The organism is Paenibacillus sp. FSL R7-0340 (genome assembly GCF_038002205.1).
Lineage (GTDB): Bacteria > Bacillota > Bacilli > Paenibacillales > Paenibacillaceae > Paenibacillus > Paenibacillus polymyxa_B.
On record NZ_JBBOBY010000001.1, the window covers coordinates 532,227 to 546,710 of the forward strand.

The 14,484-nt window shown below is 46.8% G+C and carries 15 protein-coding genes; 14 read left to right on the plus strand and 1 reads right to left on the minus strand.

The features are described from left to right. Positions 1-14: 14 nt before the first annotated feature. From MKX59_RS02355 to MKX59_RS02390, 8 genes are all read left to right on the plus strand, one after another. Positions 15-1,124 carry a GerAB/ArcD/ProY family transporter gene (locus tag MKX59_RS02355; RefSeq protein WP_068938994.1) on the plus strand — a complete coding sequence of 370 codons (1,110 nt, stop codon included), beginning with the start codon at positions 15-17 and terminating at the stop codon, positions 1,122-1,124. After that, positions 1,121-2,266, plus strand: coding sequence for a GerAB/ArcD/ProY family transporter (locus MKX59_RS02360; protein ID WP_025720332.1), 1,146 nt, complete (start codon positions 1,121-1,123; stop codon positions 2,264-2,266). The genes MKX59_RS02355 and MKX59_RS02360 overlap by 4 nt, the downstream gene beginning before the upstream one ends. Positions 2,267-2,669: 403 nt before the next feature. Continuing rightward, the gene (locus tag MKX59_RS02365; protein ID WP_023990809.1) at positions 2,670-3,065 is read left to right on the plus strand and encodes a Fur family transcriptional regulator; all 396 of its coding nucleotides are present in this window, start codon (positions 2,670-2,672) and stop codon (positions 3,063-3,065) included. Next, positions 3,041-3,880 (plus strand): winged helix-turn-helix domain-containing protein, encoded by an 840-nt coding sequence (locus MKX59_RS02370; protein WP_068938992.1) that lies wholly within the window; start codon positions 3,041-3,043, stop codon positions 3,878-3,880. The genes MKX59_RS02365 and MKX59_RS02370 overlap by 25 nt, the downstream gene beginning before the upstream one ends. Before the next feature lie 146 nt (positions 3,881-4,026). Beyond that, on the plus strand, positions 4,027-4,440 hold the full coding sequence (locus tag MKX59_RS02375) for a BlaI/MecI/CopY family transcriptional regulator (protein ID WP_023990807.1): 414 nt from the start codon (positions 4,027-4,029) through the stop codon (positions 4,438-4,440). Positions 4,441-4,443: 3 nt separating this feature from the next. After that, positions 4,444-5,304: a M56 family metallopeptidase gene (locus MKX59_RS02380; RefSeq protein ID WP_023990806.1), complete on the plus strand. Its 861-nt coding sequence runs from the start codon at positions 4,444-4,446 to the stop codon at positions 5,302-5,304. A gap of 117 nt (positions 5,305-5,421) precedes the next feature. Further along, positions 5,422-5,829 (plus strand): DoxX family protein, encoded by a 408-nt coding sequence (locus MKX59_RS02385; protein ID WP_028540751.1) that lies wholly within the window; start codon positions 5,422-5,424, stop codon positions 5,827-5,829. Positions 5,830-5,983: 154 nt separating this feature from the next. Beyond that, positions 5,984-7,972 carry a methyl-accepting chemotaxis protein gene (locus MKX59_RS02390; protein WP_023990804.1) on the plus strand — a complete coding sequence of 663 codons (1,989 nt, stop codon included), beginning with the start codon at positions 5,984-5,986 and terminating at the stop codon, positions 7,970-7,972. Between the two features lie 96 nt (positions 7,973-8,068). Here MKX59_RS02390 and MKX59_RS02395 read toward each other — a convergent pair whose 3' ends face one another. Then, entirely contained in the window at positions 8,069-9,049 is a 981-nt protein-coding gene (locus tag MKX59_RS02395; RefSeq protein WP_254664414.1) for a DMT family transporter, read from the minus strand. 181 nt (positions 9,050-9,230) lie between these two features. Here MKX59_RS02395 and MKX59_RS02400 point away from each other — a divergent pair, with 181 nt between their 5' ends. The 6 genes from MKX59_RS02400 (at position 9,231) to MKX59_RS02425 (ending at position 14,464) form a co-directional block, all read left to right on the plus strand. After that, positions 9,231-10,088, plus strand: a complete 858-nt coding sequence (locus MKX59_RS02400) for a LysR family transcriptional regulator (RefSeq protein WP_053326314.1) — start codon at positions 9,231-9,233, stop codon at positions 10,086-10,088. A 69-nt stretch (positions 10,089-10,157) separates the two neighbouring features. Further along, positions 10,158-10,871, plus strand: a complete 714-nt coding sequence (locus MKX59_RS02405) for a pirin family protein (RefSeq protein WP_023990801.1) — start codon at positions 10,158-10,160, stop codon at positions 10,869-10,871. Between the two features lie 15 nt (positions 10,872-10,886). Further along, on the plus strand, positions 10,887-11,225 hold the full coding sequence (locus tag MKX59_RS02410; RefSeq protein WP_028540747.1) for a hypothetical protein: 339 nt from the start codon (positions 10,887-10,889) through the stop codon (positions 11,223-11,225). A 179-nt stretch (positions 11,226-11,404) separates the two neighbouring features. Then, positions 11,405-13,030, plus strand: a complete 1,626-nt coding sequence (locus tag MKX59_RS02415; protein ID WP_023990799.1) for a spore germination protein — start codon at positions 11,405-11,407, stop codon at positions 13,028-13,030. Further along, positions 13,030-14,247, plus strand: coding sequence for a Ger(x)C family spore germination protein (locus MKX59_RS02420; RefSeq protein ID WP_340857526.1), 1,218 nt, complete (start codon positions 13,030-13,032; stop codon positions 14,245-14,247). Before MKX59_RS02415 ends, MKX59_RS02420 begins: the two co-directional genes overlap by 1 nt. Beyond that, the gene (locus MKX59_RS02425; RefSeq protein WP_023990797.1) at positions 14,240-14,464 is read left to right on the plus strand and encodes a hypothetical protein; all 225 of its coding nucleotides are present in this window, start codon (positions 14,240-14,242) and stop codon (positions 14,462-14,464) included. The genes MKX59_RS02420 and MKX59_RS02425 overlap by 8 nt, the downstream gene beginning before the upstream one ends. Positions 14,465-14,484 lie beyond the last annotated feature (20 nt).

The window sequence follows — 14,484 nt, forward strand, 5'->3', positions numbered from 1 at the left end:
AAGGAGGGAAGGCATTGAAAAAGATACAAATCGACGCAAAAGAGATGATTTCCCTGATGATGCTGTTTGAGTTGGGGACGTCCATGATGTCTATTCCCGGAAGAGATGCGGGCAAGGATGCGTGGATTGCTATTCTTATCGCCACAGGTTTGGGAGCCCTACTTTTTCTATGCTACGGCAGCCTTCACCGCCACTTTCCCGACCTGCTCATGACACAGTACTGCAAGGTGCTCCTAGGCAAAACTGCTGGGAGCGTGCTTGCCTTTTTATATATTGTGTTTTTTCTTTACGGCGGAGCACGCGATCTTCGAGATACTGGAATACTGATTGCCGATCGGACATTACAGCATACGCCGTTAACTATCGTCTGTGTCCTGATGATTGGTCTTGTCATGTATGTGATGCATTTGGGAATTGAGGTCGCAGGCCGGACGGGACTTATGCTGTTATTCTTGCTGCTGCTGCTGGGCTGCGCTACGAATATCATGATTTTATTGTCAGGTATTGTTCATATGAGCAATATATTTCCTATTGCCCAGCATGGCTGGCAGCCGATATGGGAGGTTGTTTATTCACAAGCCTTGATGTTGCCATACGGTGAGATGGTCACGTTTGCGATGATCCTTCCCACATTAAAGAAAAGCTACCGTGCCAACGGGGTTGGGGTCACCGCTGTATTGTTGGGAGGCGCAATCCTGTCTTTTGTTACACTGTCAAATGTGGTTGTGCTTGGGGAGGACGTATTCAAACGGGCCACTTACCCGCTGCTTTCTATGATCAGCAAGGTCGAAATATCAGATTTCGTCGATAGAGTGGATGTAATTGGGGTCATGACTGTCATTATTTTTGATTTTTTTAAAATTTTTATTTTCTATTATGCAGCGGTTAAGGCTGCTGAAGATGTATTGCGTGTTTCGTACCATAAACTGATCCTGCCGTTTGGGCTTATCATGCTTGTTTCTTGCGTGTTGATGACCCAAGGTTATCAAGAACATCTTGCAACAGGCGAGTTTGTACTGAAATGGATGTTTCCGGTATTTGCTGTGTTTTTTCCTTTCTTGTTGCTTATGGTGTCATGGCTGAAAAAGATCCGCAACAAAAAAAGAAAGGGGTATGCCTCGTGAGTCATCGTCTTGAAAACAAAACATACATCAGCACCGGACAACTGCTCATTCTTATGTTTCATTTTCTGATTGGGAACGCAGTCACCATTAATATGGATAGTTATATGCAGCGGGACACATGGATTATTCAACTCGTTGCTATGATTCTGGGTATGGTATTGTTCCGAATGTACTGCTACACAGCTGAAACGTTCCCTGGTAAGCCTCTCACAACCTATGCTAGCGAATTGGTCGGTCATACATGTGGAACAGTCATGGGAGTATTATATATTTTGTTTTTTTTATTTCTAACAGGTGGGAATTTGCGCGATGAGACAGAGCTGATTCGTATTTCCGTACTGGAGCAAACGCCCAACCTGGTCGTTGCCTTCCTTATGGTTTTGTGCGTAATGTATGTCCTTTGGTTAGGATTTGAAGTATTAGCTCGAACAGGACAAATAATGCTTATTGCAGTGGTGACCGTCATTTTTGTGGGGAATGTACTGTTGATTTTATCGGACAGCATTCATTTGCATGAGCTGACGCCGGTGATGGAGCATGGCTTTAAATCTGTGCTTCATTCAGCCATTAGGGAACATTTGGCATTTCCATACGCAGAAATGATTTGTTTTATGATGTTCGTGCCCCATTTGGAAAAAACGTCGCAGATGGCCAGAACAGGCTATGCGGGCATTATCGTAGGTGGTCTCGTTTTAGCTGAAGCCGCAATACTAAATGTGGCTGTTATGGGCACTGACATTGCACAGCGCTCCATCTTTCCTTTACTCAGCACATTTGGGAATGTACAGTTTTCAGAATATTTACAGCGTCTGGATGTGATTGTTCTGATGACGATGATTATCGGCGATTTTTTTAAAATTGCCCTGTTCTTCTATGCTGCGGTGCTCGGGATCTCCGATATTTTTAACCTCCCCTACCGGAAAACACTACTTTTTGTCGGGATCATTGTCTTACTGTGGTCACAGGTACAAACACCCAGCATGATTGAGCACCTTGCTTTTGGACGATTATCGTTTATTTATATTCATCCGTTATTTGTTTACATCTTTCCCTTGCTGCTCTTTTTGGCCGCTCTTTTGCATCGAAGCAGAGTTAGAACCCGAGGAAGAAGCGGAAACTTTCAGAAAACGGGACCATCGTGAAAAAAGGAAGCGAAATCCGTACTCAATTTGTTTTTTTGCCACGGTCACAAAGAATACGAGCAGCATTCCTGACAAGACGATATATTCGGATGGACGCATAGTACTAAAAGCCAATGCCATGGGCTCCCATGGGGTATGAGTACCGAATAGCCAGTTCACTAGCAGATTGGTGCCGAGCATAAGTATCATAAAGAGGGTGAATATCCACAGTATTTTCATAAAATATTCCTCCGATGTGTATGGGCTGAGATGTACCATGTATACATTGTGTTGCAAAGCCGTTCAATTTATCCGATCCCATTGACTTGAAATAAATTAAGATTTATACTTATTCTAAATTGATCTTTATTGTGATTGTAATTTTGTAATTAATATAATCTGCGTTGGTTAAGGGAGATGCGGTATGAGAACTTTAAATTTAACTTCGCAGCGCCAAGCGGTATATGATGTGGTTCGTGAAGCCCACGATCATCCTACTGCGGCTGATGTTATGAATCGGTTGATGGAGCGCGGATATAATCTGGCCTATGGAACAGTATATAATTCCCTACGTTATTTGACGGATAAGGAATTAATCCGTGAATTGAAGCTGGGGGAAGCTGCTAGTCGTTATGATGGACGGATGGACGATCATCAGCATATTATTTGTCAGGTATGCGGCCGAGTAGATGAAGTAATGAGTGAAGTCCCACATGATTGGATTGACACGGTTGCGCATGAAACGGGGTATAATATTGCCCATGCCCATGTCGTATTCGGAGGAGTGTGTAAGGAATGTCAAAGCAAGCGAATCAGATAACGAATCGTTTCAAAGTGGCTGACATGCCTAGACGGGTGAAGGGCAGTTGGACATCGATGTTAGCAGCTCCCTCTACACCTACGGTGGAGACCGTTCCCTCCAATGAGCCTTTGTATTGTCCGACTACACGTCGTATCATTCTGATCAGTTCGGTACCGGGTGTAGTTCATGGGTTGGTGCGTACGTTGTCAGATGCGTGTTTTGATGTGATGGTTTTTCATCGCTGGGAGCCTGAAGTGCAGCGTCATCTGGGAAGCGATTTGTTGATTTACGATTTGACCGCCACCGAACCACAGAGTGAATTACTGGATATCCGCAATCGTCTTGAGGTAGAACATATGAAAGACACACCGGTTATGTATGTGGTACAGGATCGGATGTCTGTACATGCGCATGAGCTGCTTCCTTCGGAAGAGGTGCTGGTGTGGCCGCTGGCTGCCAATCATATGGTGCATGACATTGAACGGATGATTGTACGCCATCCTGCCGCTTCCCGTCAGGTAGCGCAAGCCAGCCGTCGTACGGTATTCAAGGACATCTGGATTGACCGAGATAAAATGCTGGTATATAAAGAAGAGAGTCAATTGAATCTGACTAAAACAGAATACGATTTGCTGCTGAAGCTGATTGATGCTCAAGGCAAAGTGATCTCCCGCGAGCAAATGATGCACGATATCTGGGAGACGGATTTTGTAGGCGGCAGCAACGTTGTAGATGTGCATGTCAAAAGTTTGCGCAAGAAGCTGGATGATCGACCTGCGGAACCTGAATATATTGCAACCGTAAGAGGTGTAGGATACAGATTGGCAGATTGAACTAAAAGCTATGAATACCGATGAATTTCCGCCGGATGGAGACATTCGGCGGTTTGTATATGATTCCATGAAGAAACTGACATTAGGTGTGACGGTTGACTTTATCCGGATATATACACTACAATCGGTAGTGTGAGGTGCTTCTTATGAAACGACTGAATTTTAAAGCTGGCGAAACCGGGCTTAACCGATTTTTCGGACCTCTGGAAGCCAAAATTATGGATATTTTATGGTCCACTTCGGATCGGAGTATCAAAGAAGTGCAGACCGCGTTGGAGGGGGATCGGGACTTTAACTTCAATACGGTAATGACCGTGATGAACCGTTTAGTGGAAAAGGGAATACTGAGTAAGAGTATACGTGGGAGAACGTCTTTATATCGTCCAGTATTAAGCAGGGATGAGTTCATGGATGAGCAATCCAAGGGACTGAGTCACGAATTGGTTGATGAATTTGGTCCGCTTGCTGTCAATCATATGATTGATGCTCTGGAGGTGGCCGATCCGAAGTTGATCGAACGTCTGGAACAAAAAATTAAACAATGGAAAAAGGATATGTAGACGATGTGGAAAACACGTTCTAAATTACTGTTTACAGCAGGCGCCTTGATTTCGGGTTTCGCCCTTATACAGATGGGTATGTACGCCGGGCAGCATGTTTTCGGCTGGAAATTGAATTATAACGTGTTTCAAATATGCAGAAGCTTGTTGCAGCACTACGGAATCGGCTACATGGTGGATGCGCTCAGCGGGCTGGTTCTCGTTACCTTCACTATCGCCGGAGGAGAAGCAGTCAGACAGTGTATGGCTACCAGGGCAGCTTTTCGCAGACTGCACCGAATGCGTGACCTGCCGCTGACCGAAGCACTGGGTGAGCGATATCGTGAACTCGGGACCGATCGGATATGGGTCATTGATTATCCTAAGCCAGCCGCCTTCACCATGGGATTATGGAAGCCACGTATTGTATTGTCCTCTGCACTATTGTCCGTACTGGACAAGCACGAGGAAGAAGCGGTCATATACCATGAAGCCTATCATATGAAACATTATGATCCGTTGAAGACCTGGTTGCTGCAAGTGTGTGCTAAACAGCTATTTTACTTGCCGGTTCTGCGTCACATTACCAATCATTATAAGACGGCCCGTGAAATTTTGGCTGATAACGAAGCGATTCATCGAGCCGGTTCACCAGTTGGGATTGGGAGCGCATTGCTCAAGCTTCTGAGTATGACGCCTGCCAATACTCGCCTGGTAAACTCCGCCGCTTGTTCCTCGTTTGCAGAAACGTCCATTAATTATCGTATCTCACGTATTTTAGACCCTCAGCAAGAACCTGTCATTCAAATGCCTTGGCGTTCGATTATGTTTTCCAGCTATGTGCTAGTGATGCTGACACTTATGTTCGCACTGGCGCTAATCTAGTTGGATAAGATGTTTCCTACGGGTGGCGCTTTTCGCGCTCCTGATTCTCGATGTACAATACACTACATTATGTAGTTTGTTACAGGATTTTTATACAACTTAAAAGGAGATGAGCAAATGAATCAAACGCTTATGAATATTGGATTGTTGTTGGTACGAATCTTTACAGGGGTTATTTTTATCGTTCACGGTGCACAAAAGTTTCAGGGATTAGACGGAACCTCTGGTTTCTTCCAAAGCATCGGACTCCCTGGTTGGATGGCTCCTGTGGTCGCCACGGTTGAGCTGGTTGGGGGTATTGCACTGGTTCTGGGTATCGGAACACGACTGGCTGGTGCGGCATTGACCATCGTTATGATCGGTGTATTGCTAACCGCTAAAAAAGGACAGCCTTTTGGCTCGATTGAATTTGATCTGCTGATTCTGTTCACCAGCCTTCAGCAAGCGCTCGTCGGTGGACGTTTTCTGGCAGTGGATCAGTTATTTGGCCGTAAAAAGGCTGAAAACAGTAACGTACAGGTCTAAATGTTCATATAACCGCGTCCTTAGTCTCATAGGGCGCGGTTTTTGTTTTTCTCCTTTGTGAAATTTTATTGTAAATCATTTGTTACTTTCAACCGATATAACTAACACTGAATGTAATTCAAATATATCGTTTTATGAGCAAAGGGGAAAAAACATGGGAACAACGCGAAAGAGAAAAACTATATGGACACTCAGGAACAAGCTAAGTTTAGGCTTTTTGCTTGTTTTGCTGATTCCGAGCTTAAGTATTTCCATTGCGACCTATAAATCATCATATAATGCTATGGAAAAACAGCTCTACAGCAGTGCAAATCAGGGTGTAGCGACGGCTAACTCGATTATTGAATACGCAATCGCCAGTAAAATTAAAGATGCGAAGTATTTGGCGGAGCGTCTGGACGCCTCAATGATAGATGGTCGAAACAGCCCATTGATTCAGCCCAAACTGATTCAATACAAGGGCTTGCACGAAGATGCGACGGATATTTTTGTTGGAACACCGGACGGGCTGATGATTCGGGGGGTGCCCAAGGAGGACGAAGGGACATTTGATCCTCGCACACGGCCATGGTACATCGAAGCGATGAAGCAACCCGGTAAGGTAGCGATCACCCCTGTTATCATCAATTCATCAGGTATTCCTGTTGTGGTGGTATCTCAGACGCTTTCCGACCAGTCCGGGGTTATCGGGATTTCTCTAAATCTGGAAAGTGTACGCAAACTGGCCTCCATCAAAGTCGGCCAGGAGGGGTATATCATCATTTTGGATCATACGAAAAAATTTGTAGTCCACCCTACGGCTAAGCCGGGTACATCTCTTGATGCAAGCTTTATAAATGATATGTATGCTGCGCAGAGCGGGCAGTATACATATGTGTATGAAGGCCAAGAGAAGTACCTGAACTATGTAACGAATAAAGATACCGGCTGGAAAATAGCAGGTACCTTCTATCAATCCGAGATTAGTGATGCCACCGCTGCCATACGTTATGTAACCATTTTTGTGTTGGCTGCCTCATTGGTGATTGCGCTTATCGCGATTTTCCTGATCACCCGTTCTGTTCTGGTACCGATTCGTAAGCTGCAAAAATCAGCAGAACGAATCAGTGAAGGAGATTTGACGGGCGATTTGGAAACTGGAAAAACGGATGAGGTAGGCGAATTGTCTTCTCACTTCCAAACTATGGTCGATAGTTTGCGCACGATGATTCGAAGCGTACACGAAACGACAGATCGGGTAAGTTCTTCAGCGGAGGAGCTGGCTGCGGGTGCAGATCAGACGACCCAAGCGATTGAGCATGTCACCATTGCTATCCAGGAAGTAGCTGTGGGCAGCGAACGTCAGGTGCAGAGCGTCAAGCACGGCTCTGTACATATGGAGGAGCTTGCTCAGCAAGCAGCGAACGTATCCGAGCGTATGCTGGGCGTATCTGAACATGTGAAGATGAACGCCGAGTCGGCTCAGGAGGGTAGCAAGGCTGCTACGCAGGCTGTACAGAAGATGCATGACATCGACGAGACCGTTAACGATCTCGGACAGGCCATGGACTCCCTCAATGAGCGCTCCGGTGAAATCGTGAATATTATCAGCGTTATATCCGGTATCGCTAAACAGACCAATCTGTTAGCTCTGAATGCGTCCATTGAGGCCGCACGCGCTGGGGATCATGGTAAGGGATTTGCCGTGGTCGCTACGGAGGTGCGTAAGCTAGCTGAGGAATCCGCCAAATCGGCTACCTTGATCTCGGAGCGCATTGAAGCGATGCAGGTGGATATGAATCATGCTCTGGGTGCTATGCATCAAGCGCGGACACGGGTGACGGAAGGCATTGATTCGGTAACCACGTCTGAGCAATCCTTTGCGGAAATCAGCCAGGCCGTGGAACGAGCTATGGAGCATATCAATGACATTACCGGAGTGACTCAGGAAATGGCACGGGGGACTGTAGGTGTCGTAGATATTATGAGCGATATCTCCCACATTTCGGACGAGGCAGCGAGCAACACCGAGTCGATCTCAGCGGCAGCTGAGCAACAGCTCGCTTCTATAGAGGAAATTGCTTCATCTACAGCGGACCTGAGCCAAATGGCAGAGGAGCTACGCGAACTGGTTGGACGGTTTCAGGTTGAAGGAAAATCTTAAAATGATAAAAAGCGCCCGGATACAGGAGATTGTACTCTGTATCCAGGCGCTTTTTTTAAATGTTTTAGCATAATTTTTGGTTTGCAGAGTTAGAAGTTAACGTTGGAAGGACTTGCGGCGATCCAGGCGGAAACGGACATCCCGTGAGCTGTCGGAAGGACGCAGCGAACTTCTCTGAAACATATTGTTCAGAATCAGTGCGAAAATGACTAACACTGTACCATATAGTTCAAAACGGCTAATAGCATAACCTTGGAAGTACATGAGTACCAGCGTGGTAATCGGTACAAAGTTAATAAATAGAATTCCGTTCAGTGGAGACAGCTTTCGGATTCCGGCATTCCAGCTAAGCAGGGCGGCTAGCCCTGGAAGCAGGATCATAAAGCTCATTTCGTATTTAACTGACCACACAGCCTGCCAGTCCGGTACCACAATCCAGTTGAACGCAGAGGCAAATGTGACGACTACGAAGGAGACGAGAGTTCCGAGCAGGCAGGTTAGAGTTGAATACCGAAGAGTAGACCATCCTGCAAAATGGCTGCCTCCCATGGAATATACGACCCATCCGACGACGCCTACGAAAATAAGCAGCAGCGGCAGTAAATGTTGTCCGGCAAGCGTGAAAAAGGTCCATTTTCCGTTCGTGATCACTAGTAAAGCCCCAGCCAGCGCAATCACCATGCTGATTAGTGTATATTTCGGAGGCATTTTACGGGTCATGATCCACACCATCGCAATGGAAATCATCGGCATTAGAACTTCCATTATAGAGGCTACGAGAGTACCTACTGCCCCCATCGCGTGCTGCCCCTGGAAAACGGCCATATTATAAATGGTGAATCCCATGGTCCCGAAGAATAACAACGTCTTACCCTTGCCCTCAAAGCGAAATGCAGTCCGTCCCTCTTTGAGCCACAATAGCACGACTAAAATGAGTGTAACCGATAAATAGCGCAAAAATGAAAAGTACAGTGGATTGATATGTTGTAATGCAATGTGCGAAACCGGAAACATCGCCCCCCAGGACATACTGGCGATTAGGCATAATAAAGATCCGGTCATGATTTGTCTGTTCATGGTGTACAAAAGCTCCTCCTTGCCGGTCTCAGCGGACATATCTTATGGACACATCATAAAGGATAGGAAGCTGTTGGTAAAATGATTGAAAATAAACATTATGATCATTTAAAATGATAATAAGTGACAAGGCGCGTCAATTTTGATGGCCCATTGTCCTTCACAATAAGGGGGAGCAGTAGTGGATCTGAACGATTTAAACATTTTCCAGACGGTGGCTGCGAATGGCAGTGTCAGCAAGGCTGCAGCCGAGCTTAGCTATGTCCAGTCCAATGTAACGGCCAGAATCAAGCTGCTCGAAAAGGAACTGCAAACGCCTTTATTTAATAGACATAAGCGGGGAATGATCCTCAATGCCGAGGGCAAGCGTCTGCTGCAATATACGAAAAGCATTTTATCGCAATTCGAGGAAATGAAACATGCGTTTCAGAATACCTCTGCACCTTCGGGGGTGCTGGAGATTGGCATTGTGGAGACTGTCATTGCCCTCCCGGCCATTTTACATGCTTACTATAGCAAGTACCCGGATGTCGAGTTGTCCCTCAAGGCCGGGGTTACAGAGTCTCTGGTGCAGGAGGTTGCAGAAATGCGGCTGGATGGAGCTTTTGTGACCGGGCCGGTGAAGCATCCGCTGATTGAACAGTTTGATGTATTTCAGGAAAAGCTGGTCCTCGTATCCCAAGGAGATGACTTTTCTGTTGAGGATCTTACAACCCGTCCACTCCTGCTGTATAAAAAAGGTTGCGGCTACCGGGGACGGCTGGAAACCTGGCTCAAGATGGAGGGGATTATTCCCAAGCAGATTATGGAGTTTGGGACATTTGAGACAATTATCGGCAGTGTGGCGGCTGGTATTGGAATGACTGTTTTTCCCGAATCGTCGATCAGTGGGCTGGTGGCTCAAGGCCTTGTCTGCGGTCATGCGATGCCTGAGCCGTACAATGAAGTAACAACGGTGTTTATCCGGCGTAAGGAAGCCTTTGTTACCAGTACTTTGCAGTCTTTTATAGACGAAATTATCACTCAGACAGAGGCGTAGCTTTATCGCTGGGGCTCGGTTACAATGAGAGGGATTTGATCTCATTTTTCTTCCTGAAGGAGGGCTATTATGTTTACAATATATCCGGCGGCTTCCCGATTCAGCTTCGATAAGGGCTGGCTGCGGGGGAGTCACAGCTTTTCATTCGCGGAGTATCAGGATGAGAACAATACAGCGTTTGGTCCTATGCGTGTCTGTAATGACGATGTCATCACACCGGGACGGGGCTTTGGGGCGCATCCGCACAGTGATATGGAGATTGTTTCGATTGTGCTGTATGGGGAATTGCGTCATGAAGACAACCGTGGACATGTAGCGGTGACTCGTTTTGGAGGCATTCAGCGAATGTCAGCGGGCCACGGCATCATTCATACGGAGCACAACGCTTCACAAACGGAGGATGTCAGTCTACTGCAATTGTGGTTTAGCCCGCATACGAGAGGCCTGAAACCGTCATATGAGGCTACAGCGTTCAATCCTGAGCGTCTTCACGGTCAGCTTCTGCCTGTCGTTGCCGGAAAGCGCGTACCAGGCACAGAGGGTGAAATAGCTGCAATCAATCAGGATTTAACGATTTATTTAAGCAAGCTTCAGCCTGGAGAGCAAGTAGAATTCACACAGGCCGAGGGTCGGCGCGTGTTCCTATTCGTCATCGAAGGCTCGCTGCGTGTGAACGGTGAACATATTCTGCAAGGACGCGATTCCGCTCGTATTGAGCAGGAGCCGAAGCTCTCACTGAAAGCAGAAGATTCTGTTTTTTATATGTTGATTGATTTGCCCTAAAAGGAGGTGCGCACAATGGCGCAGCAGGAAACATGGCTGATCAAGCATGCCGTCACGGGACGTAGCTTTGCTGACAGCCGCAAGCAGGTTTTCGATTGCCATTTGGAATCGGCGGACGGCGTGTTTCGCTTTACGCTTCAAGGACTGCCGCATGAGACGGCGGAGGCGATTGTGCGTTATAGCGGGGAGTTGAACGTATTTCGTTTTGTAACGCCGGTAGACGATGGACCCGTGGTGAAGCATTGGTATTACGTCACCCCGGAAAGCGTGGAATATCATGATCAGACAGATGAGCTTACGTTCAAAGCTAGTTCTGAGATTGAATACCATCCCGAGGAGTATTGGGGAGATTAATCATTCCTTTATCATAAATTTCCAGATTTATAATGGATTTTCGAAGGCCCTGCATCAGTGCAGGGTCTTTTTGTTATCTGTTCAACATGTTGAGTTCATTGGATACATAATCCTTTGCAGGCTGGTACATCCTATATGTCATATTATCTGTTCGGCTCATTCGTAAAGGGGGAATAACGATGAAGAAAGGGCGCTTTCCCAAGTTGCCGAAGCCACCGTGGAGCCGGCGAGCGATTCCAGCCGCAGACCGCAAGACACGAAATTTCAATGTGCCTAAAGGACTGCCTGAGTCTTCATGGCTGGAACAGCCGCTGCGTAGCAGTGTGGAAGACAATTTGATTGCTTTGCGTGATATTTTCAAGGATTGCTCTGATATCGTCTATCGAGAGCTCATGATTTCCCCTGAACGCAAAGGGTTATTGGCTTATTTTGAAGGTACGGTAAAATCGGAGGATTTGCAGGACCATATTCTGCGGCCTGTCATTCTGGGCATGATGCTCAAGGACCCTGAAGTGAACGGCAAATTGGAGCCGCTGGATGAAACTCGTATCTCCATGTCCCAGACCAAAACGATGGACGAATGGAAGATGGTATCGGCAGCGATACTGGACGGCAATGCCGCCTTGTTTGTAGATGGCACGCCTCGTGCGTATATTTTTAGCGCCAAGGGGGGTGTCCGCCGTGGAGTGGAGGAACCGCAGACCGAATCGGTTATTCGTGGACCGCGTGAAGGATTCACAGAGACACTTCGCGTCAATACGGCACTGTTACGTTTCAAATTGAAAACCTCCAAGCTCAAGATGTACAGCATGACCATCGGAACAGAAACTCAAACGAGCGTCGTCCTTACTTATATTGAAGGGATCATAGATCCAAAACTGGTGGAGGATGTTAAAAAAAGGCTTAGCGATATTAAAATTGATGGTGTTCTGGAGACTGGATATATTGAGGAACTGATTGAGGATCACCCGTTTTCGCCGTTTCCGCAAATGGAATACACCGAACGCCCGGATACCGTCACTGCGCAATTATTGGAAGGACGTTTTGCTATTTTTGTAGACGGAACGCCCTTTGCCCTGATTGGGCCAGTCACGATGTGGCAGATGATGCAAGCGAGCGAAGACTATTACGAGCGCTTTTTTATCAGTAATATGGTGCGCTGGATTCGTTTTCTTTTTCTCATATTGGCTCTCTTTCTGCCTGCATTATATGTAGCGGTGACGACCTATCATCATGATATGCTGCCGACGACGCTTATTTTGAGTATTGCGGCAGCGCGTGAGTCTATCCCTTTCCCCGCTTTGGTGGAAGCACTAATGATGGAAATTTCCTTTGAAGCGTTACGAGAAGCGGGGATTCGTCTCCCCAAAACGGTCGGTCAGGCTGTCAGTATCCTTGGAGCGCTAGTCATCGGTCAGGCCTCTGTACAAGCAGGGATTGTATCGGCCCCGATGGTCATTATTGTGTCGCTCACAGGTATTGCGTCGTTTACCATCCCGCGTTTTAACTTTGCCATCACGGTTCGTCTGCTACGATTTCCAATTATGCTGATGGCGGGATTATTCGGATTGTTTGGGATCATTATTGCGACAACGCTGATTGCTACGCATCTAACCAAGTTAACATCGTTTGGTGTTCCTTATATGAGCGGATATAGCCCATACAAACATATGGATCAAAAGGATATCGTCGTTCGCGCGCCTTGGTGGAAAATGACTAAACGTCCTTCCTGGATTGGTAAAGACAACAACAAACGAGCGAAGGAAAAGATGAATGGATCGCCTACAACCGAGGAGGGATGGTGATGAAGCCCGAATCCGATACACAACAAATACGTAAAGCGGCTGTGCTCTGTTGTTTGCTGCTTTGTTCTGTTCTTTTGGGAGGATGCTGGGATCGCCGTGAAGTGAACGATGTGGCCTTTGTGATGGGCACGGGTCTGGATAAAGAAGGCGATCAATACCGGGTAACGATGCAAATCGCTTTACCCGGACAACTTGGATCTTCGGGCAGTACAGGAGGAGGGGGAGGTACAAGTGGTACGAAATCCTACTACCTGGAGTCCAAAACAGGCCCAAGCTTCCGGGGAGCAAGCACCGAGGAACAGCGTGCGGTTTCGCGAACGCTGAATTACTCCCATCGACGGGTGCTGCTGTTCGGTGAGACGCTGGCGCGGGAAGGGATTAACAAAATGATGGATGTACTGGCGCGTATTCCGCAAAACCGTCTGTCTTCCCTGGTTGTTATTACGAAGGGATCAGCGATGGAAGTGCTTCAGGCAGATGCCCCGATTGAGCAATATCCGGCAGAAATGGTGCGTGAGCTCAACTATTCCTATATGAAAAAACCTCGTTCTGTTAAGCTGCTGATAAATTCCGTCCTGCTGGATGGTATTGACCCGGTGGTGCCGGTGATGTCTCTGGTGAAGAATGGCCCCTCTAATCTTAAAGACAAGAAGACAAATATTCAGGTCGATGGGCTAGCTGTATTTCGGAAAGACAGGTTAACAGGGATTATAGATAACCACCTCAGTCGATTCCTGCTGTTGGGTATGGAGCAAGCCAAGGAGACAGAAATATTTATCCACCCTCCCAAAGGTAGAGGCTACATATCTGTACACCTCATCGAAAATAATGTCCATATCAAGCCATATATTCGTGGGAACGATATTCGCATGACCGTTCATATGAACTGTAACGGGAATGTGAAGGAAAATGAGACGGATTTCGATATTTCCAACGAGGAAAATTTGAAGTGGCTGGAACAGCAGACAGCCGAGGAAATTAAGAGGGAGCTGGGAGAGGGTGTCAAGGTGATCCAGCAAAAATATCACTCAGACGTACTTGGTTTGGGCCGGGCTATTATTACGAGTCATCCGGATGAATGGGAACGGATTAAACCTCAATGGGATCAACTGTATCCCAAGGTGGAGGTCACTATAGATCCGGTCGTGCATATTGAAAATATCGGTGCGGTCACCAAACCATTCGGGGTCAAAAAGGAGCAAATCCAGAATGAATAAAGTATTTCTATTACCTTTATTGCTGGCTATGCTCTTCATGTATCTGATTGACCGCAAAAGTATTAGGGATGCACCTGCCGTCAATCGCTGGATCTCACGCGTATTGTATGTCATTAGCATTGGTGTCTGGATTTACGGAACATCAACGAAGAGCACTGTTTATGTGGCTACATGGCTGGCCCGTTTTATTGACATGTGGCTCCCCCCTACGTTGTAAATCGTGTAATGGATGCCTGC

Coding starts and splice junctions, on each gene's coding strand:
- MKX59_RS02405 (WP_023990801.1), top strand. CDS start 10,158: ATGTTTACAATATATCCGGCGGCTTCCCGATTCAGCTTCGATAAGGGC.
- MKX59_RS02410 (WP_028540747.1), top strand. CDS start 10,887: ATGGCGCAGCAGGAAACATGGCTGATCAAGCATGCCGTCACGGGACGT.
- MKX59_RS02385 (WP_028540751.1), top strand. CDS start 5,422: ATGAATCAAACGCTTATGAATATTGGATTGTTGTTGGTACGAATCTTT.
- MKX59_RS02395 (WP_254664414.1), bottom strand. CDS start 9,049: ATGAACAGACAAATCATGACCGGATCTTTATTATGCCTAATCGCCAGT.
- MKX59_RS02415 (WP_023990799.1), top strand. CDS start 11,405: ATGAAGAAAGGGCGCTTTCCCAAGTTGCCGAAGCCACCGTGGAGCCGG.
- MKX59_RS02375 (WP_023990807.1), top strand. CDS start 4,027: ATGAAACGACTGAATTTTAAAGCTGGCGAAACCGGGCTTAACCGATTT.
- MKX59_RS02365 (WP_023990809.1), top strand. CDS start 2,670: ATGAGAACTTTAAATTTAACTTCGCAGCGCCAAGCGGTATATGATGTG.
- MKX59_RS02425 (WP_023990797.1), top strand. CDS start 14,240: ATGAATAAAGTATTTCTATTACCTTTATTGCTGGCTATGCTCTTCATG.
- MKX59_RS02370 (WP_068938992.1), top strand. CDS start 3,041: ATGTCAAAGCAAGCGAATCAGATAACGAATCGTTTCAAAGTGGCTGAC.
- MKX59_RS02420 (WP_340857526.1), top strand. CDS start 13,030: ATGAAGCCCGAATCCGATACACAACAAATACGTAAAGCGGCTGTGCTC.
- MKX59_RS02380 (WP_023990806.1), top strand. CDS start 4,444: ATGTGGAAAACACGTTCTAAATTACTGTTTACAGCAGGCGCCTTGATT.
- MKX59_RS02390 (WP_023990804.1), top strand. CDS start 5,984: ATGGGAACAACGCGAAAGAGAAAAACTATATGGACACTCAGGAACAAG.